At 67.7% G+C, this 19,888-nt stretch carries 16 protein-coding genes and 1 tRNA gene; 11 read left to right on the top strand and 6 right to left on the bottom strand.

Going from position 1 to position 19,888, the window contains the following annotated elements:
* Window positions 1-99: 99 nt before the first annotated feature.
* A complete protein-coding gene (locus J7520_RS12370; RefSeq protein WP_291188673.1) occupies window positions 100-369 on the bottom strand; it encodes a Trm112 family protein in 270 nt (89 codons plus the stop codon).
* A gap of 104 nt (window positions 370-473) precedes the next feature.
* Between J7520_RS12370 and purE the strand changes: the two genes are divergently transcribed.
* Together purE and J7520_RS12360 are read left to right on the top strand one after the other, a co-directional pair.
* Window positions 474-944 (top strand): 5-(carboxyamino)imidazole ribonucleotide mutase, encoded by a 471-nt coding sequence (gene purE / locus J7520_RS12365; RefSeq protein WP_291188671.1) that lies wholly within the window; start codon window positions 474-476, stop codon window positions 942-944.
* Entirely contained in the window at window positions 941-2,074 is a 1,134-nt protein-coding gene (locus J7520_RS12360; RefSeq protein WP_291188669.1) for a 5-(carboxyamino)imidazole ribonucleotide synthase, read from the top strand. Before purE ends, J7520_RS12360 begins: the two co-directional genes overlap by 4 nt.
* Window positions 2,075-2,193: 119 nt before the next feature.
* Here J7520_RS12360 and J7520_RS12355 read toward each other — a convergent pair whose 3' ends face one another.
* Complete coding sequence (locus J7520_RS12355) at window positions 2,194-2,772, bottom strand: Fe-Mn family superoxide dismutase (RefSeq protein ID WP_291188668.1); 579 nt, start codon at window positions 2,770-2,772, stop codon at window positions 2,194-2,196.
* A 155-nt stretch (window positions 2,773-2,927) separates the two neighbouring features.
* Between J7520_RS12355 and grxD the strand changes: the two genes are divergently transcribed.
* The 6 genes from grxD to ppnN all read left to right on the top strand — a co-directional run bounded on the left by grxD (window position 2,928) and on the right by ppnN (window position 11,575).
* The gene (gene grxD, locus J7520_RS12350) at window positions 2,928-3,245 is read left to right on the top strand and encodes a Grx4 family monothiol glutaredoxin (RefSeq protein WP_291188667.1); all 318 of its coding nucleotides are present in this window, start codon (window positions 2,928-2,930) and stop codon (window positions 3,243-3,245) included.
* A gap of 2 nt (window positions 3,246-3,247) precedes the next feature.
* The gene (locus tag J7520_RS12345; RefSeq protein WP_345776915.1) at window positions 3,248-4,018 is read left to right on the top strand and encodes an SDR family NAD(P)-dependent oxidoreductase; all 771 of its coding nucleotides are present in this window, start codon (window positions 3,248-3,250) and stop codon (window positions 4,016-4,018) included.
* 126 nt (window positions 4,019-4,144) lie between these two features.
* Entirely contained in the window at window positions 4,145-4,744 is a 600-nt protein-coding gene (locus J7520_RS12340; RefSeq protein ID WP_291188666.1) for a MarC family protein, read from the top strand.
* A gap of 144 nt (window positions 4,745-4,888) precedes the next feature.
* Window positions 4,889-6,640 (top strand): lysophospholipid acyltransferase family protein, encoded by a 1,752-nt coding sequence (locus J7520_RS12335; protein WP_291188664.1) that lies wholly within the window; start codon window positions 4,889-4,891, stop codon window positions 6,638-6,640.
* A gap of 175 nt (window positions 6,641-6,815) precedes the next feature.
* The gene (locus tag J7520_RS12330; RefSeq protein WP_291188662.1) at window positions 6,816-10,025 is read left to right on the top strand and encodes a TonB-dependent receptor; all 3,210 of its coding nucleotides are present in this window, start codon (window positions 6,816-6,818) and stop codon (window positions 10,023-10,025) included.
* 143 nt (window positions 10,026-10,168) lie between these two features.
* Window positions 10,169-11,575 (top strand): nucleotide 5'-monophosphate nucleosidase PpnN, encoded by a 1,407-nt coding sequence (ppnN, locus tag J7520_RS12325; protein ID WP_291188660.1) that lies wholly within the window; start codon window positions 10,169-10,171, stop codon window positions 11,573-11,575.
* 598 nt (window positions 11,576-12,173) lie between these two features.
* On the opposite strand, the gene J7520_RS12320 is transcribed toward ppnN, so the two are convergent.
* Window positions 12,174-12,250, bottom strand: a tRNA-Asn gene (locus J7520_RS12320).
* A gap of 61 nt (window positions 12,251-12,311) precedes the next feature.
* A complete protein-coding gene (locus J7520_RS12315; RefSeq protein ID WP_291188658.1) occupies window positions 12,312-12,869 on the bottom strand; it encodes a GspH/FimT family pseudopilin in 558 nt (185 codons plus the stop codon).
* Window positions 12,870-13,015: 146 nt separating this feature from the next.
* Here J7520_RS12315 and uvrB point away from each other — a divergent pair, with 146 nt between their 5' ends.
* The 3 genes from uvrB (at window position 13,016) to J7520_RS12300 (ending at window position 17,434) form a co-directional block, all read left to right on the top strand.
* Window positions 13,016-15,043 carry an excinuclease ABC subunit UvrB gene (gene uvrB, locus J7520_RS12310; RefSeq protein ID WP_291188656.1) on the top strand — a complete coding sequence of 676 codons (2,028 nt, stop codon included), beginning with the start codon at window positions 13,016-13,018 and terminating at the stop codon, window positions 15,041-15,043.
* Between the two features lie 127 nt (window positions 15,044-15,170).
* The gene (locus J7520_RS12305; protein ID WP_291188654.1) at window positions 15,171-16,505 is read left to right on the top strand and encodes an ATP-binding protein; all 1,335 of its coding nucleotides are present in this window, start codon (window positions 15,171-15,173) and stop codon (window positions 16,503-16,505) included.
* Window positions 16,502-17,434 carry a response regulator gene (locus J7520_RS12300; RefSeq protein WP_291188653.1) on the top strand — a complete coding sequence of 311 codons (933 nt, stop codon included), beginning with the start codon at window positions 16,502-16,504 and terminating at the stop codon, window positions 17,432-17,434. Before J7520_RS12305 ends, J7520_RS12300 begins: the two co-directional genes overlap by 4 nt.
* A 4-nt stretch (window positions 17,435-17,438) precedes the next feature.
* Here the strand turns inward: J7520_RS12300 and J7520_RS12295 are convergent, their stop codons facing one another.
* Together J7520_RS12295 and J7520_RS12290 are read right to left on the bottom strand one after the other, a co-directional pair.
* On the bottom strand, window positions 17,439-18,473 hold the full coding sequence (locus J7520_RS12295) for a hypothetical protein (protein WP_291188652.1): 1,035 nt from the start codon (window positions 18,471-18,473) through the stop codon (window positions 17,439-17,441).
* Complete coding sequence (locus J7520_RS12290) at window positions 18,448-19,869, bottom strand: MBOAT family protein (protein WP_291188650.1); 1,422 nt, start codon at window positions 19,867-19,869, stop codon at window positions 18,448-18,450. Before J7520_RS12290 ends, J7520_RS12295 begins: the two co-directional genes overlap by 26 nt.
* Window positions 19,870-19,888: the final 19 nt, after the last annotated feature.

Here is a 19,888-nt window from a genome sequence, read left to right as displayed (position 1 = left end):
CTCCTACGTCGTTGCCGACGGGGCCCCTGACGCACTCCCCGCATGCTCCGACAGCTCGCCTCGGCGTGCTGTGACCGGGATCACGCATGCGGGCGGCCGTCATGGGCGCGGGAAGTCCGTCAGTTGCGCGGTCGCGATCGATTCGTCGGCGAGCATGACCGGGATGTCGTCGTCGAGGCGGTAGATCGTGTGGCCGTCGCGGGTGATCAGGGCGGCGGCGATCGGCTGCCCGACGCGCGCGCCGGCGTGGGTGTGCACCTCGCCGGCGGTGATCGTGTGGTTCAGCGCCGCCAGCTCCGGCTCGCTCAGGGTGCGCAGCGGCGCCTTCGTCAGCGGGCAGCAGAGAATGTCGAGCAAACGCTTGTCCATGGAAACCTGCGGTCTGCGCCCAGCGGAGGCCGGCGCGAATATGCGTACAATATCGGTTTGCACGTGCCACGGCCATGACAGAGCGTCCACGAATCGGTGTCGTGATGGGGTCCCGTTCCGACTGGGACACGATGCGCCATGCGGCGGAAACGTTGGAGCGCCTGGCCGTGGCGCACGAGGTGCGCGTGGTTTCGGCGCACCGCACGCCGGACCTGCTGTTCGACTACGCCGCCGGGGCGGTCGGCCGCGGTCTCGCCGCGATCGTCGCCGGCGCCGGCGGCGCCGCGCACCTGCCCGGCATGCTCGCCGCCAAGACGCGTCTGCCGGTGCTCGGCGTGCCGGTGCAGTCGCAGGCCTTGAACGGCATGGATTCGCTACTGTCGATCGTGCAGATGCCGGCCGGCATCCCGGTGGCGACCTTCGCCATCGGCCGCGCCGGCGCCGTCAACGCCGCGCTCTGCGCCGCGGCGATCCTGGCCAACTCCGACGCCGCGCTGGCCGAGCGGCTCGATGCGTTCCGCCGCGAGCAGACCGAGACCGTGCTGGCGAACCCGGACCCGCGCGAGCCGGCATGAGCACGATCGGGATTCTGGGTGGTGGGCAGCTGGCCCGCATGCTCGCCTTGGCCGGCGCGCCGCTCGGCCTGCGCTTCCTCGTCGTCGACAGCGCCGAGGACGCCTGCGCCGGCCAGGTCGCGCCGCTGCTGCGCGCGGACTGGCGCGATTTCGACAAGCTCGCCGACTTCGCCGCGCGCGTCGACGTCGCCACCTTCGATTTCGAGAACGTGCCGGCCGACACCGCGCAGTGGCTGACCGAGCACGTGCCGGTGTTTCCGAATCCGCGCGCGCTGGCGATCTCGCAGGATCGCCTGGCCGAGAAGACGCTGTTCCGCGAGATCGGCCTCGACACGCCGGAGTTCGCCACCGTCGACGGGCGCGACGATCTCGCGCGCGCGCTCGAGCGCATCGGCGCGCCGGCGATCCTGAAGACGCGCCGGCTCGGCTACGACGGCAAGGGACAGTTCCGCCTCAAGTCGCCCGCGGACGTCGACGCGGCCTGGAACGCGCTCGGCGGCGCGCCGTCGATCCTCGAAGCCTTCGTGCCGTTCGAGCGCGAGCTGTCGGTGATCGCCGTGCGCTCGCGCGAGGGCGAGTTCCGCGCCTATCCGCTGACGCAGAACTGGCATGCCGAGGGCATTCTCTCGGCCAGCCTCGCGCCGGCGCCGGACAGCGAGGCGCTGGCGCCGATCGCCTACGCGCATGCGCGGCGCATCGCCGAGGAACTCGACTACGTCGGGACCTTCGCCCTCGAACTGTTCGTGCGCGACGGCAAGCTGCTCGGCAACGAAATGGCGCCGCGCGTGCACAATTCCGGCCATTGGACGATCGAAGGCGCGCCGGCGAGCCAGTTCGAAAACCATCTGCGCGCGGTGCTCGGGCTGCCGCTCGGCGACACCGGCGCGCTGGACGTCCACGTCATGCTGAACTGGGTCGGCGAGCTGCCGGATGCGCTGCCGATCCTGGCCGAGCCGCGCGCGCACTGGCACGACTACGGCAAGAGCGCGCGTGCCGGGCGCAAGGTCGGACATGCGACGGTCTGCGCGCGGAGCGCGGCGGAAATGCGCGAGCGCCTGACGCGGATCGGCGCGGCGCTCGGGCGCGAGGCGCAGGTGGCGCCGGTGCTCGCGGCGCTGGGGCGGGAGTGAAGCTCTAATAGCGGGTTCTCGCAGAGGCGCAGAGATCGCAGAGTTCAAGAGCAGAAGATTGAGCTCTCAACTTTGCGATCTCTGCGTCTCCGCGAGAATTCTTCTTCGCAACGGTACCGTCAGGCCATCTGGCTCGAGACGAAGTCCCAGTTGACCAGATTCCAGAACGCCTCGACGTACTTCGGCCGCGCATTGCGGTAGTCGATGTAGTAGGCGTGTTCCCACACGTCGCAGGTCAGCAGCGGGCGGTCGGTGCCGGTGATCGGCGTGCCGGCGTTGGAGGTGCTGGCCAGCGCGAGGCCGCCGTCCGGACGCTGCACCAGCCAGCCCCAGCCGGAGCCGAAGGTGCCGACGCTGATCTTGGTGAACTCGTCCTTGAACTGGGTGAAGCCGCCGAATGCCTTGTTGATCGCGTCGGCGAGGCGTCCGCTCGGTTCGCCGCCGCCGTCGGGCTTGAGGCAGTTCCAGTAGAAGGTGTGGTTCCAGATCTGCGCGGCGTTGTTGAACATGCCGCCGGAGGACTTCTTGATGATCTCCTCGAGCGGGAGATTCTCGAACTCGGTGCCCTTGATCTGGTTGTTGAGGTTGGTGACGTAGGCCTGGTGGTGCTTGCCGTAGTGGTAGTCGATGGTTTCCGCGGAAATGTGCGGAGCCAGCGCATCGCGGGCCCAGGGAAGCGGGGGGAGTTCGATCGCCATGCGGGTTCTCCTTGCCGGTGGGTGAGGAAAAAAGAGCGGATGAAGCGGGTCTTCCAGTCTATGGAGTTGCGTCCGATCAAATCAACCGCATGTCGCGAGCTGGTAACATGCGCGCATCGGCGCGCGCCGCGCCCCAGGTCGATCCGAGAGCCAGCATGGACGTCATCGAACGCATCAAATCCACCGTCGAATCGCAGCCGATCGTGCTGTTCATGAAGGGAACGCCGCAGTTCCCGATGTGCGGCTTCTCCAGCCGCACGGCGCAGGCGCTGAAGGCGGTCGGCGCGAACTTCCATTCGGTCAACGTGCTGGAAGATCCGGAAATCCGGGCGAACCTGCCGCGCTACTCGAACTGGCCGACCTTCCCGCAGCTGTTCATCAACGGCGAGCTGATCGGCGGTTGCGACATCGCTCTGGAGCTGTACGAATCGGGCGAGCTGGAACGGCTGGTCCAGGACACGCAGAAGGCCTGATCGTGTTGCCCTTGATGCGACTCGCGGACGGCGCCGCGTCGCCCGCGCCGGATTCGCTGCGCGAGCGCGTCGTGCTGGTCACCGGCGCGACCGGCGGTCTCGGGCGCGCCGTCGCGCTGGCCGCGGCCGCGGCGGGGGCGACGATGGTCCTGCTCGGCCGCAAGGTGCGCCCGCTGGAGCGCCTCTACGACGAGATCGAGGCGCTCGGCGCGCCCAAGCCCGCGATCTACCCGATGGACCTGGCCGGCGCGACGCCGAAGGATTTCGCCGATCTCGCGGCCGGCATCGAACGCGGCTGCGGCCGGCTCGACGGAATCGTGCACGCGGCGGCCCATTTCGACACCCTGCAGCCGTTCGAACAGCAGACGGCGGAGGAGTGGACGCGCGCGCAGCAGGTCAACCTGCACGCGCCGGCGCTGCTGACCCAGGCCTGCCTGCCGCTGCTGCGCCGCGCCGGAGATGCGGCGATCGTGTTCGTGTTCGACGACGTCGAACGCGTCGGCAAGGCCTTCTGGGGCGGCTACGGCGTCGCCAAGCACGCGCTCGCCGGCCTCGCGTCGATCCTGCACCAGGAAACGGAAAGTTCGAGCGTGCGCACGCACGCGTTGCTGCCCGGACCGATGCGCACCGCGCTGCGGCGGGCGGCGTACTACGGCGAGAACACCCTGATCCATCCGGAGCCGGCCTACGCGGCGGCGGCGGCGGTCTGGCTGCTCGGCCGCGACGGAGCGGCGCTGCGCGGCAAGGCGCTCGATCTGCGCCAGCCGGCGTGACGCCGTTCACGCGGCGACGTCATTCGGCACGCTGGAGCGAAGGCTCCAAATCCGGCGCTTAGAATAGGCGCGACATATCGCGCGGTGCGACCGCCGCACCGAAACGGGGGCACGATGGAAAGTTCGATGAGCACGCTGTCCGCCGGCGTCCTGCTGTTTCTGATCATGGACCCGATGGGCAACATCCCGCTGTTCCTCAGCGTGCTGAAGACCGTGCCGGCGGAGCGGCGCATGTTCGTGATCGTGCGCGAGATGCTGATCGCGCTGATCACGTTGTTCGCATTCCTGTTCGGCGGCCAGTACCTGCTGGACCTGATGCACCTGAAGCAGGAGTCGGTCTCGATCGCCGGCGGCATCATCCTGTTCATCATCGGCGTGCGCATGATCTTCCCGCCGCAGCACGGCATCTTCGGCAACGACGAAGACGCCGAGCCGTTCATCGTGCCGCTGGCGATTCCCGCCGTGGCGGGCCCGTCGACGATCGCCGCGGTCATGCTGCTGGCCAACAGCGACCCGGGGCGGACGGTCGACTGGAGCGTGGCCCTGCTGGTCGCCTGGCTGCTGACCTCGCTGATCCTGTTGTCCTCGACCTTCCTGTTCCGCATCCTCGGTGCGCGCGTGCTGACCGCGATGGAGCGGCTGATGGGCATGCTGCTGGTCGCCTTGTCGGTGCAGATGTTCCTCGACGCCCTGGTCGCCTATGTCAAACTGGCGGGCGCGCATTGACGAATGCAGACCGTTCGGAACGCCGTTGCGCGTTCGAATGCGCGGTGCATCGCTTTTTCGGCCGACCGCGTCGTGCCAGGTCCACGCAAAGTTGCTGTAATACGGGAGCGCTAGCGTGCTCCCGGACGATCCGAGAGGTGTGCCTTGATCAGCGTTGAACGCACGTTCTACGAGAAATTTCCGCGCCTTTCGGAGGGGCGGGCGCGCACGTTCTCGCAGCCGGTGGTCGGGCTGCTGCGCAAGATCGCTTGCGAGGAACGCATCAACTCGTTGCTGGAGGCCGGCCAATCGCTGAGCGGCTTCGATTTCCTCGAGTTCGTGCTGAACGACCTGAAGATCAGCTACAGCGTGGCCAACACGGACCGCGAGAACATCCCGGTCGAAGGCCGCGTCGTGATCGTCGCGAACCATCCGCTCGGCGCGATGGACGCGCTGACCCTGATCCAGCTGGTCGGGTCGGTGCGCCGCGACGTCAAGGTGCTCGCCAACGACGTGCTGATGAGGCTCGAACCGCTGAAGCCCTTGTTCCTGCCTCTGCCGGTGTTCGGCAACGGCAGCGTCGTGGGCGGAATGCGCGAAGCGTATCGCGCGCTGGAGCGCGAAGAGGCGGTGATCGTGTTCCCGTCCGGCGAGGTTTCGCGCATGAGCTCGAAGGGCGTGCGCGATCTCGAATGGTCGTCGGGCTTCGCGCGGCTGGCGCTGAAGACCGGCGCGCCGGTGCTGCCGGTGCACATCGAGGCGCGCAATTCGCCGATGTTCTACGGCGTGTCGATGCTGGCCAAGCCGCTGGCGATGCTGCTGCTCGCGCGCGAGATGTTCGCGGCGGCGAATTCGCGCATCGATTTCCAGGTCGGCGAGATCGTGCCGACCACGGCGCTGGTGCGCTCCAACCTCGACGCCGCGCAGATCGCGCAGCACATGCGCCGCCACGTCTACCGGTTGGCGCATCGGCGTCCGACCGTGTTCCCGACTTCGGCCGCGGTCGCGCATCCGGAGTCGCCGCTGGAAGTCCGCCGTTCGTTGCGCGCGGCGGAGGTGCTCGGCCGGACCAACGACGGCAAGCAGATCCTCCTGCTCGACGCGCGTCCCGACGATCCGGCCCTGCGCGAAATCGGGCGCCTGCGCGAACTCGCGTTCCGCCGCGTCGGCGAAGGCACCGGCGCGCGCCGCGACCTCGATCGCTACGACGCCTGGTACCGCCACGTGGTGCTGTGGGACGAGCAGGCGCTGGCGATCGTCGGCGCCTACCGCCTTGGCGAGGCCGGCACGATCCTGCGCGAACGCGGCCTCGACGGACTCTACTCGGCCAGCCTGTTCGACTACGCGCCGGAATCGCAATCCTTCCTGTCGGACGCGGTCGAACTCGGCCGCAGCTTCGTGCAGCCGGCGTATTGGGGTTCCCGCAGTCTGGACTACCTGTGGCAGGGCATCGGCGCCTACCTGCGCACGCGGCCGCAGGTGCGCTATCTGTTCGGGCCGGTCAGCCTCAGCGCCTCGCTGCCGCCCGAAGCGCGCGAGTGGATCGTCCACTACCACGGTCACTATTTCCGCGACGGCGACCGGCTGGCGCGCGCGCGCAATCCATTCGTCATATCCAAGGCCATCGCCGAGGCCGCCCATGCGGACTGGGCCGGCCGTTCGCCGGGCGAGGGCTTGAGCATCCTCAAGCAGCGTCTGGCCGACATGAAGGCGCAGTTGCCGACGTTGTATCGCCAGTACGCGGACCTGTGCGAGCCCGCTGGGGTGCGGTTTCTGGACTTCGGAGTCGATCCGGCGTTCGGTGGCTGCGTCGACGGCCTGGTGCGGCTGGATCTGGCCCACCTGCGCCCGATCAAGCGCGCGCGCTACATCGACGGCGCCCGCGGGCCTGATGCGGCGCAGCAAAATCTGACCTGATGTTACAAATCCGTCATCAAACGCTGTTAAACTGCAGTTAAACAGCTCGACTGGGTTCAGTACCCGGCCGCATTGGGGTCAAAAATCCAGCGTTTCGCCACGAGAGGCTCCTGAGCGGGCAGCCTCCGGCGGCGATTTCGTGTTCGCCATTTCAGATGCTTTGAGGGATAGCACAATGAACAAGCCAATTCGCATGCGCCTTCTGCCGTGGGCCATCGCCTCGCTTTTCGCGGCGTCCAGCGTGTTCGCGCAGAACACCTCGTCGTCGATTTCCGGCCGCATCGTCGATGCCGCCGGCAAGCCGGTCGCCGGCGCCAGCGTCGAGATCGTCCACGTGCCGTCGGGCAGCTCGCGCACCGTGATGACGGATGCGGACGGCCGGTACTCCGCGCAGGGTCTGCGCGTCGGCGGTCCGTTCGAGGTCAAGGCCTCGGGCGATCACGGCGAGAAGGCGGATCAGGGCAACGTCTATCTGAAGCTGGCCGAAGAAACCACCTTGAACCTGACCGCGGCGGGCGGCAGCGACGCGACCGAACTGGCCGGCCTGACCGTCACCGCGGCGGCGCCGGGCGCCGTGTTCCAGGCCGACAACAAGGGCCTCGGCACCAACGTTTCGCAGCGCGAGCTGAAGCTGATCCCGAATCCGGGTCGCTCGATCCAGGACATCGCGCGCCTCGATCCGAACATCAACATCACCAACAAGGCCCGCGGCGAGATCTCGGCGCTGGGCCAGAACAGCCGCTACAACAACATCACGATCGACGGCGTGCCGACCAACGACTCCTTCGGTCTGGAGCCGAACGGCCTGCCGGCGTTGAACCAGCCGCTGTCGTTCGACGCGATCGAGGAATACAACATCTCGACCGCGAACTTCGACGTGACCAACAAGCGCGCGGTCGGCGCGAACATCAACATCGTCACGAAGTCGGGCACCAACGAATTCCACGGCGGCGCCTACTACGCGTACACGAACGCGAAGGACCTGACCAGCGACGAGCCGTCCGAATTTACCGGCTACGAGGCGCGGAAGACCTTCGGCGCGACGCTCGGCGGTCCGATCATCAAGGACACGCTGTTCTTCTTCCTGAGCTACGAGGAGTCCAAGGTCCTGGCGCCGGCGCCGAACTTCGGCCCGCTCGGTTCCGGCCGCAGCAACATCGTCAACATCAGCCAGCAGGACCTCGACCGCATCGTCAACATCGCCAAAGGCTACGGCATGACGCCGGGCGGCCTGACGTCGACCGGCGCCGACCAGGACGAGAAGCGCTACCTCGGCAAGCTGGACTGGAACATCGCCGACGGTCATCGTGCCAGCTTCCGCTACTCGAAGACGAAGGGCGCGCAGCCGATTCCGGGCACGTTCAACCTCACCACGCTGAACCTGTCGAGCTACTGGTACACGCAGAACCGCGAGCTCGAGAGCTACGTGGTGAACCTGTACGACGATTGGAGCGACACGTTCTCGACCGAGGCCTCGTTCTCCTACGGCACCTACGACTCCACGCCGTCGGTGCTCGCGCAGCAGCCGCAGGTGCAGGTGCGCACCGCGCCGAGCGGCGGCGTCTCCATCAACCTCGGCGAAGAGCAGTTCCGCCACTACAACGTGCTCGGCGTGAAGACCTACACCGGCTTCTTCGCCGGCAATTGGTTCCTCGGCGATCACACGGTCAAGGCCGGCGTCGACTTCCAGCGTGACAAGTTCTTCAACCTGTTCGGTCGCACCGAGTTCGGCGCCTACACGTTCAACTCGATCGACGACTTCGAGCAGGGCAAGTACGCCAGCTTCGCGCTGTATCGCCCGACCAACGGCGACATCAACAGCATTGCGGCGAAGTTCCGCCTCGACCAGTGGGGCGTGTTCGTGCAGGACACCTGGCAGGTCACGCCGCAGTTCTCGTTGCAGTACGGCCTGCGCTGGGACATCCCGCGCCTGCCGGATCGTCCGCTCTACAACCCGAACTTCCGCCAGGCGTTCGGCTACTCGAACCAGGGCACGGTCAACGGCAACGGCGTGCTCGAGCCGCGCATGTCGTTCAACTACGAGTTCGACACCGAGCGCAAGACGCAGCTGCGCGGCGGCATGGGCATCGTCGAGGGCGTGACGCCGGGCGTGTGGCAGGCCAATCCGTTCACCAACAACGGCCTGACCTTGCAGACCTTCTCGATTGGCCCGAGCTGCTCGACCGGACCGGACTGCCTGTTCAATCCGAACCCGCACACGCAGATGCCGCCGGGCGGCGCGAATGCCGGCGCGCAGCAGACCGTCGACACGGTCGATCGCAATCTGAAGCTGCCGACCGCGCTGAAGGTCAGCCTGGCGTTCGATCGTGAACTGCCATGGTGGGGAGTCGTGGGAACGGCCGAGTTCGCCCACATCGGCGTGCGCAACGCGATCAACTACGAGGCGATCAACCTCGGCCCCGGCAACGGCGTGCTGCCGGACGGTCGCATCAACTACTGGTCGGACACCAGCGAAGGCAACTGGATGGGCAGCCGCGGCCCGCTGGCGACCCCGGGCAACTACACGCGCATCCAGCGCGCCGGCAACAATCCCGCGTTCGGCGGCTCCTCGACGTATTTGACCAATACGCGCAAGGGCGAGGCGAACTACCTGACCCTGTCGCTGCAGAAGGCCTACAACGACACCTGGTTCGGTACGACCTCGATCACCTACGGTCGCGCGACCGACGTGAACCCGGGTACCTCGAGCCAGGCCTTCAGCAACTACACCAGCCGCGTCTCCTACAACCCGAACGAAGACGTCGCGCGCCGCTCGAACTACGACATCAAGCTGCGCTTCCTGTCCGCGCTGACCTGGCAGCACAAGTTCTTCGGCGACTACACGACCGCCGTCTCCGGCGTGTGGAACATCTACACCGGCCAGCCGTACTCGTGGACGTTCGCCAACGACGCCAACGGCGACGGCATCAGCGGCAACGACGTGTTCTACGTGCCGCGTCCGGGCGACGTGACCTTCACCCCGGGCACCACGCAGGCGCAGATCGACCAGTTCTACAACTTCATCAAGAACAACGACTACCTGAACAAGCACCAGGGCGGCGTCGTCTCGCGCAACGGTGCGACGGCTCCGTGGGTCAACCAGCTCGACCTGAGCTTCACGCAGGAAGTCCCGGGCTTCATGAAGGGCCACAAGGGCGAGATCCGCTTCGACATCTTCAACGTCGGCAACATGCTGAACAAGAAGTGGGGCCAGATCTACAACCCGAACTTCATCTACACCCGCTCGCTGGCCAACTTCGCCGGCATCAAGGACGGCAAGTACGTCTACAACCTGACCGATCCGAAGGGCAACGGCATTCCGAAGCAGGATGCCCAGGCGGAGTCGCGTTGGTCGGTGCTGGTCACGGCGCGCTACACGTTCTGACCTGCCCGCATCCGCGGTACGCAAACGGCCGACCTCGTGTCGGCCGTTTGCTTTTCATGGGGCCACTTGACCGCCGCGGCGGCGACTGGCATTGCTAGCAGTCTCGCGCGGCGCCCGCCGCCGCGATCGCCAAGGAAAACCGCATGAGCACGGAGCCGACTCCGATTCCCGATTCCCTTCCGCCCGCCACGTACAGCGCGCGCATCTCGCCGGCTGCCGGCGGGCTCGACGTGCTGTCGCGCCACGAGGTCGCGCGCCTGCGCGACGCCGGCGCCGGCGGTCTGCACGAGCTGCTGCGCCGTTGCGCGCTGGCGGTGCTGACGCAGGGCACCGCCAACGACGATGCGCGTGCCCTGCTCGAACGCTATCCGGATTTCGACATCCAGATCCTGCAGCAGGACCGCGGCGTCAAGCTCGAGCTGAAGAATGCGCCGGCCGAGGCCTTCGTCGACGGCCAGATCATCCGCGGCGTCAACGAGCTGCTGTTCGCGGTCGTGCGCGACATCGTCTACGTCGCGATGCAGATCGAGGCGGGCGGCTTCGATCTCGCCGATTCGCCCGGCATCACGCACGCGGTGTTCGAGATCCTGCGCAACGCGCGCGTGCTGCGGCCGAACGTCGATCCCAACCTCGTCGTCTGCTGGGGCGGTCACTCGATCAACCGCGAGGAGTACCTGTACACGAAGAAGGTCGGCTACGAGCTCGGCCTGCGCGCGTTCGACATCTGCACCGGCTGCGGCCCGGGCGCGATGAAGGGGCCGATGAAGGGGGCGACGATCGCGCACGCGAAACAGCGCCGCCGCACCAACCGCTACATCGGCATCACCGAGCCCGGCATCATCGCGGCCGAGTCGCCGAATCCGATCGTCAACAATCTGGTGATCATGCCGGACATCGAGAAGCGCCTCGAAGCGTTCGTGCGCATCGGTCACGCGATCATCGTGTTTCCCGGCGGCGTCGGCACGGCGGAGGAGATCCTCTACCTGCTCGGTATCCTGCTGCATCCGGACAACGAGCACCTGCCGTTCCCGCTGATCTTCACCGGGCCGCGCGAGTCGGCCGCCTATTTCGAGCAGATCGACCGCTTCCTGCGCCTCGCGCTCGGCGAGGGCGTGGCCAAGCACTACAAGATCGTCGTCGACGATCCTGGCGAGGTCGCGCGCCAGGTGCGCAAGGGCATCGAGCGGGTGCGGACGTACCGGCTCGACAACAAGGACGCGTTCTTCTTCAACTGGGCCTTGAACATCGAGCGCGAGTTCCAGCTGCCGTTCCAGCCGACACATGCGGCGATGGCGGCGTTGAACCTGCACCGCGACCAGGCGCCGCACCGGCTCGCCGCGAATCTGCGCCGGGCGTTCTCCGGCATCGTCGCCGGCAACGTCAAGGAAGAGGGCATGCGCGCGATCGAGAAGTACGGCGTGTTCGAGATCAACGGCGACCGCGACGTGATGCAGGCGCTCGACGCGCTGCTCGCCAGCTTCGTCGCGCAGCAGCGCATGAAGCTGCCGGGTTCGCGCTACGTGCCGTGCTATCGGGTCCACGCCGGCTGATCGCGCACGGCATCGCCGCGTTCATGCCCCGTGGATGAGCGCGGCGGGATCCGAGCGAACAGTTCGAAGAACGATGCCGGCTCCATGCCGGCGAGAATTGGCCATCCGTGGCGACCCCGCCTTCCCGCCTGGCTGCACTTCTCACGAAGGACGACCACGGCCGGCAAGCGTCAACGGGGAGGGAGATCGGCCTGCCGTGGTCGAGACCGATACTATGGGCCGCGGGCCGAGGTTCAATGGCCGCGTCACGACAATTCGATGAAGAAGAGTTTAGATGGTTGCGGCAGCAGCGATCCCCGATGCGTAGTCGCTTCGATCTGCTGCGACGCCCCGCGCTTTCCGCGATGGCTCGCTGTCGGTTGATCCTCCACATCTTCGCCGGCTGCGTCGCTCGCAAAGACGTCCGATCGAGTGCTTCTCGCCACGCACGTCCATTGCGTCGCCGGCTGGCGTTCGAGTGGCTGCCGCGACATTCCGTGTAGTGCGCCGAACCGCCGATTCCCGGGCCGCCCACAGGCACCATCGCACTCGGCGACGGAGACGCAGGCAAAAGAAAAGGGCCTGCATCGCTGCAAGCCCTTTTTCTTTTTTCTTTATCTGGCGCCCGAAGTTGGACTCGAACCAACGACCCCCTGATTAACAGTCAAGTGCTCTAACCAGCTGAGCTATTCGGGCGAGCCGCGTATTTTGTTGACTGCGGGGGTCCCCGTCAAGTTTTCGTTGCGGGTCGACCCGTTCAGCCTGCGACGCGCAGGCAGGCGGCGGCCTGCGCGGGAGTGGGCGCGCTCCGGCGCACGCGGCCGGCGTTGTTGACCGTGAGGCGGGTTGCGGCGGCCGGACCGCCGGCGCGATCGCAGACGGTCAGGCTGAGGTTGGTGCCTTCGGCGCTCCCGTCCGGCCGGTAGGCGACGCGCGGGCGTCCGCTCGAGGTGACGATCGCGACGCCGGCCGGCTGCGCCTGCGCGACGGCGATCAAGGGTTCGTCGTCCGAGCGGGTGCGGTCGCGGTCGACGTCGGCGAACACGATCCAGCCGCGCTGCCAGTGCGTGGTGCGGTCGCAGCTGCGCTGGTCCGCGCTGGGGCAGACGACGGCGTGGGCGCCGCGGCTGACCGCGGTGGTGCGCGCCAGGTTCAGCGCGCCGTGCAGGGTTTCGCCGGCGGCGTGGCTGCGCGTACGGCCGATCAGCTTGCCGTAAGACGGCGCGGCGAGGGCGAGCAGGACGGCCAGGATCGCGACCGCCATCAAAAGTTCGATCAGGGTGAAGCCGCACGGACGAAGCATGGATTTTTGCATGGCGAGCCTCCAAGTCACGACGCGGCCATGCTAGGTGTCGCCGGTACGCCGGACGATGGCAGGCCGCCGCCGGGTGACGTAGGAAATTCGCTCGCGAAGCCGCCTCCGACCCAGCCGCTATACTCGAAGACCGACGCGGAGTTCCCATGTCAGACCGCTTCCAGCTCGTCGCCCCGTTCAAGCCATCCGGCGACCAGCCGGGCGCGATCACGCGCCTCTACGACGGCTTCGAAGCCGGCCTCGCGCAGCAGACCCTGCTCGGCGTGACCGGCTCGGGCAAGACCTTCACGATCGCCAACCTGGTCGAGCGCATCCAGAAGCCGACCCTGGTGATGGCGCCGAACAAGACGCTCGCGGCGCAGCTCTACGGCGAGTTCAAGGAGTTCTTCCCGCACAACGCGGTCGAGTACTTCGTCAGCTACTACGACTACTACCAGCCGGAAGCCTACGTTCCGTCCAGCGACACCTACATCGAGAAGGACGCCTCGATCAACGACCACATCGAGCAGATGCGCCTGTCGGCGACGAAGGCGCTGCTGTCGCGGCCGGACGCGCTGATCGTCGCGACGGTGTCGGCGATCTACGGACTCGGCGATCCTGAGGATTACCTGTCGATGCGCCTGATTCTGGCGCGCGGCGAGCGCATCGACCAGCGCCAGCTGATCCGTCATCTGACCGAGCTGCAGTACACGCGCGGCGAGATGGAGCTGCGCCGCGGCACGTACCGCGTGCGCGGCGAAGTCGTCGACGTGTTCCCGGCCGAATCGGAGACCGAGGCGCTGCGCATCGAGCTGTTCGACGGCGAGGTCGAGAACCTCAGCCTGTTCGATCCTCTGACCGGTGGGATCGTGCGCCGGGTGCCGCGCTACGTCGTCTACCCGAAGACGCACTACGCGACCACGCGCGACCGCGTGCTGCACGCGATCGACACGATCAAGGCCGAGCTGAAGGACCGGCTGGAGTACTTGTACAAGGCGAACAAGCTGGTCGAGGCGCAGCGCCTGGAGCAGCGCACGCGCTTCGACGTCGAGATGATGGCCGAGGTCGGCTACTGCAACGGCATCGAGAACTACTCGCGCCACCTGACCGGGCGTGCGCCTGGCGAGCCGCCGCCGACCCTGTTCGACTACCTGCCGCCGGACGCGCTGCTGGTGGTCGACGAATCGCACGTGACCGTGCCGCAGATCGGCGCGATGTACAAGGGCGACCGCTCGCGCAAGGAGACGCTGGTCGAGTTCGGCTTCCGCCTGCCGTCGGCGCTCGACAACCGTCCGCTGCGCTTCGCCGAATGGGAGGAGCGCGCGCCGCGCACGGTGTTCGTCTCGGCCACGCCGAGGGCGTACGAGACCGAGAAGTCCGGCGGCAACATCGTCGAACTGGTCGTGCGCCCGACCGGCCTGATCGATCCGCGCGTGGAAGTGCGGCCGGCGCGCACCCAGGTCGACGACCTGCTCTCGGAAGCGAACCTGCGCATCGCGCAGGGCGATCGCGTGCTGGTCACGACGCTGACCAAGCGCATGGCCGAGAACCTGACCGAGTACCTCGAAGAACACGGCGTGCGCGTGCGCTATCTGCACTCGGACATCGAGACGGTCGAGCGCGTGGAGATCCTGCGCGACCTGCGCCTGGGCAAGTTCGACGTGCTGGTCGGCATCAACCTGCTGCGCGAAGGCCTGGACATGCCCGAGGTGTCGCTGGTGGCGATCCTCGACGCCGACAAGGAAGGCTTCCTGCGCTCGACCGACTCGCTGATCCAGACCATCGGCCGCGCCGCGCGCAACCTGCGCGGCACCGCGATCCTGTACGCCGACCAGGTCACGCGCTCGATGCAGGCGGCGATCGACGAGACCGACCGCCGCCGCGCCAAGCAGGTCGAATACAACCAGGCGCACGGCATCACGCCGAAATCGGTCGTGCGCAAGATCACCGACGTGATGGAGGGCGCGCGCGCCGAAGGCGCGTCCGAGCGCGGTCGTGGCCGCACCGCGGCCGGCGCGCGCAAGGTCGCCGAGCCGGTGGCCGACTACCGCACGCTGACGCCCGATCAGATCGCGTCGAAGATCAAGCAGCTCGAGGCGCGGATGTACAAGCACGCGCAGGATCTCGAGTTCGAGGACGCCGCGCGGCTGCGCGACGAGATCCACCAGATCCGCGAGCAGGGCCTGATCGGCTGAGGCCCGTACGGCGCTCTTCGCGACCGGCGGCCGTCACGGTTCTGTCGCGCTCGCCCGCTAGGCTTCTGCGCCGCCCCTGAAAGTTGCGCCGCCTCCGCATGGGCGGCGCGCCGCGAAGTCCAGCACGATGAAGCCAGCCCTGACGACGCGCGCGAGCGCGCCGGCCGTCGCCGCGTCCGCGGATCTGCAGCCGCTGCTGCTGCCGACCGCGCCGGTCGAGCCGGAGACCAGCGTGCTCGACGTCGCGCGGCTGTTCCTCGATCCGCGCCACGCCGGCTTGCTCAGCCTTCCCGTCGTCGACGCCGGACGCCCGGTCGGATCGATCAGCCGCTACGAACTGATGCGCGTGTTCCTGATGCCGTACGGCCGCGAGCTGTACGGTCGCCGGCCGATCACCGCGTTGATGAACGCGCGGCCGCTGGTGCTCGCTGCGGCGACGCCGCTGGACCAGGCCGCGCGCGCGATCGCGACGCACATCAAGAGCCCGATCACCGACGACTTCGTGCTGGTCGACGCCGAAGGCCGCTATCTCGGCACCGGCCTGGTGCTCGACGTGCTGCGCGCCGTCGAGAGCCGCCTGGCCGAACGCGGCGGCGAACTCGAGCGCGCCTACGCGCGATTGAAGTCCTCGCAGCTCCAGCTCGTGCAGTCCGAGAAGATGGCCTCGCTCGGCCAGATGGTCGCCGGCCTGGTGCACGAGATCAACACGCCGCTCGGCTACGTGCGCAACAACGTCGAGATGTCGCGCGAGCTGATCGGCGACGCCGCGCGGCTGGTCGCCGCGCAGCAATCCGTCATCGACGCCTTGACCGGCGCGAGCGAGCCGGGCGCCGACCTCGACGCGCGCTTAGTCGAGATCGAGGCGCTGCGGCCGCGCATCGACGCGGCGGCGCTGGAGGATCTCGGCGGCCTGCTCGAGGACACCCTGCACGGCGTCGGACAGATCGGCGACTTGGTACTGAACCTGAAGGACTTCAGCCGGCTCGACCAATCCGGCCTGCAGAAGGCCGACGTCAACAAGCTGGTCGACAGCGCCTTGAAGATCGTGCAGCACCTGCTGCGCAAACGCGATGTCGCGGTCATGCGCGAAGCCGGCGCGCTGCCGGAAATCGAGTGCGCGCCGGCGCAGATCAACCAGGTGCTGCTGAACCTGCTCGGCAACGCGATCCAGGCGATCGAACACGAGCGCGGCCGCATCGTCGTGCGCACGCAGGTGCTGGACGGTCGCGTGCTGATCCTGATCGAGGACAACGGCAAGGGCATCGCCGTCGAACACCTTTCGCGCATCTTCGATCCCTTCTTCACCACCAAGCCGGTCGGGCAGGGTACGGGCATGGGACTGGCGATCTCGCATCAGATTGTCGAGCAGCACGGCGGCGTGATCCGGGTCGCGTCCAAGCCGGGCGTCGGCACGCGCTTCCTGGTCGTGCTGCCGATCGCGGCGCGCGGGGAGGGCGCATGAGCGCGGCTCTGCCGAGCGTGCTGTTCGTCGACGACGAGGAGCGCATCCTGCGCTCGCTGCGCATGCTGTTCCGCGGCCGCTGCGAAATCCTCGCGACGACGTCGGGGCAGGAGGCGATCGAGTGGGTGCGGCAGCGGCCGATCCACGTCGTCGTCAGCGACCAGCGCATGCCCGGCGTCAGCGGCGTCGAGGTGCTGCGCGCGGTGGCCGAACATTCGCCGGCGACGATGCGCATTCTGTTGACCGGCTACGCCGACATGGATGCGGTCGCCGCCTCGGTCAACGAGGGCGAGATCTACCGCTTCGTCGAGAAGCCGTGGGAAGGCGCGTACCTGCTCGACGTCGTCGACCAGGCCGCACGGGTGGCGATGCGCGACTTCGCCGCGGCGGCGCAGCGGCCGGCGATCGCCACCAAGCCTGCCGTGCCGGTCGCCGCGCACGTCGTCGTGCTCGACGACGGCGACGCGATCGCCGCGCAGGTGCGCGAGCTGCTGCCGGCGGCGGTGCAGGTCGAGCACGCGCGCGATCTCGAGGCCGCGCTGACGCTGCTCGCCGATCACGACGTCGCGGTCGTCGTCGCGCGACTCTCCAGCGCGCACGGCGACGTCGCCGACGCGCTGAAGCGGCTCAAGCGCCTGCGCCCGGCGACCCTGGCGATCGTGATCTCGCCGCTGCGCGACAGCCGTCTGGTGATCGAGCTGATCAACCAGGGCCAGATCTTCCGTTTCCTGTTGCAGCCGCCGGTGCGCGAATTGCTGCGCCGCGGCCTGCTCGCCGCGCTCGAGCGGCACGTGGAATTGCGCGCGAACGCGAGCCTCGTGCAGCGCTACGACGTCGAGCCGGCGCGCGGCGAAACGGCGACGATCCCGGGGCGATTGCTGCAGATCTGGCGCCGCATCCGCGAGGCGGCCGTGGCGCGCGCCAGCTGAGACCTCAGCGCTTCAGCCAGCCGCGCTCGATCAGCGCCTCGGCCAGCGCGCGCGTGTAGGCGGGCTTGTCGCGATAGTCGATGTGCGAATCGTCCGGCAGCGGAGTCGACGCGAGCGACGGGACGTCGCGGGCGCTGAGCACCGGAGAGGGGCTCGCCGCCGTGAAACGATCCCAATACTGGTTGCGCGGGAATACGCGCTCGTCGATCTGCCGCGTGAGGCCCGAGGTCGGGCTCTCGTAGAAGATGACTTGGCCGCCGCGCGCCTGGATCGCCCGTACCCAGTCGAAGACGGGTTGCAGGTCGGCCAGCCACCGGTCCGGATCGGGCTTGGGCATGCGCGCGAGATTGCCTTCCACGGTGGCGGCGAAGTGGCGCTTGACGGCTTCGGGGTCTGCCTTCGTGTAGTCGATGTCGCCGCCGCGGCTGGCGTGGTATTCGACGTAGTTCCGGGTCGGCGCGCCGCCGTCGAACAGGCGACGCACGGTGGCGGTCGCGCCGAAGTCCGGATTGGCGATCAGCGCGAGGCGCTGCCACCAGGTCAGCAACACGCGATGCAGGTGCCAGCTCGGCGTCCAGCGTCGACGGTAGTAGTCGATGACCGGCTGCTGCATGTCCCAAAAAATCGGCGTGAAGGCGAAGCTTTCGAGGTCGCACAGCACCACGCCCGAAAAATCCGCATCGGCGGCGAGATCGCGCAGGGTCGCCAGCGGATAGGTGGCGTTTAGCGCCAGCATCACCGGCTTGTACTTCGGCAGTGCGTCGCGCAGCACCTTCGGGTCGATGCCGTATTCGGTGCGCGAAGCGCCGAGGAGGACCAGCGGGATCGGCTGCTTTCCGTACACGCGGCCGCGCTGGATCGACCACAGCTGCGGCGAGTCGATGACCGTCGGTTCGTAGCCGGCGCGACGCCAATGGATTTCCACGGTGAGCAGCGCCGCGACGGCGAGGATCGCCGCGCCGATCCAGACGGCGAGCCAGGCGCCGCGGCTGCGCACCGGGCCGGCGCTCGGCTCAGAACTGGAAATAGATGAAGGCATGGCTGTCGCCCGGAGAGAGAACGATCAGGACCAGCATCGCCGCGAGCAGCAGGCCCAGCAACAGCGCCGGCATGCGTGCGACCACCTCGTCGAGGTCGATGTTGCGCGTCGATGCCTGCGCGGCGACGACGAGTGCGAACACCGCGACGGCGATGCGGTCGGTGGTCGTCGTCGCGTGCCATCCGCTCCAGAGGGCCGGAAGATTGACCAGCTGCCGGGTCAGGATCCAGCCGGTGCCGAAGTCGGCGGCGCGGAACCACACCCAGGCGTACATCACGGCGAGCAGCGTGACTCCCGCGTAGGCGAAGCGCAGCAGCCGGTTCGCGGCGACGGCGTCGCCGATCCGCCCGCGGAAGAAGCGTTCGATCGACAGATACAGCCCGTGCAGGCCGCCCCAGGCGACGAAGGTCCAGGCGGCGCCGTGCCAGAGTCCGCCGATCAGCATCGTCAGCATCAGGTTGCGATACGTCAGCCAGGCGCCGTGGCGGTTGCCGCCGAGCGGGATGTAGAGATAGTCGCGCAGCCAGCTCGAAAGGGTGATGTGCCAGCGCCGCCAGAAGTCGGCGAATCCGCCGGCCGCGTACGGGCTGCGGAAATTGATCGGCAACCGGAAGCCGAGCATCGCGGCGACACCGAGCGCGCAGGTGGAATACCCGGCGAAATCGCAGAAGATCTGGCCCGAGAAGGCCAGCATGCCGACCCAGGCGTCGGCGGCGCCGACGTTCGCCGCGGTGTTGAAGACGCGGTCGGCGCTGCCCGCGAACACGGAATCGGCCAGGACGATCTTCTCGAACAGCCCGATGACCAGCAGCGTCAGCCCGAGGAAGAAGGTGTCGTCCGAAACGGATCGCGGCGTTTCGATCTGCTGGCGCATCTGCGTCCAGCGCACGATCGGGCCGGCGACGAGCTGCGGGAAGAACGCCACGTAGAGCGCGTAATCGCGCCAGTTCCGCGTCGGCTGGATCTTGCGCCGATAGACGTCCAGGCAATACGACAGCGAGTGGAAGGTGTAGAACGAAATGCCGATCGGCAGCACGATGCCGAGATCGGGCGGCGAGTAGACGATGCCGACGCGCGCCAGTAGCGCGCAGAGCGTGTCGAGGACGAAGCCCCAGTATTTGAAATAGCCGAGCACGGCGAGATTGACCAGCAGCGTCGCCGTGACCCAGGCCTTGCGCGCGCGCGCGTCCTCGGCCGCCTCGATGCGCATGGCGATCCACCAGTCCAGCGTGGCCGAGCCGAGCAGCAGCAGCAGGAACGGCGGGTTCCAAGCGGCGTAGAACACGCAGCTGGCGACCAGCAGGAAGTTCTTCCGCGCCGGCCACGCGCGCAGGGCGTTGTAGCCCGCCAGGACGGCGGCAAGGAAGACCAGAAAGGAAAGCGAGTCGAATTGCATCGCGCGACGCTGAAGCGAT

The organism is Dokdonella sp. (genome assembly GCF_017744955.1).
Lineage (GTDB): Bacteria > Pseudomonadota > Gammaproteobacteria > Xanthomonadales > Rhodanobacteraceae > Dokdonella_A.
Note: the sequence above shows the minus strand (reverse complement) of the source record. Positions and strands in the feature narration are given on the sequence as shown.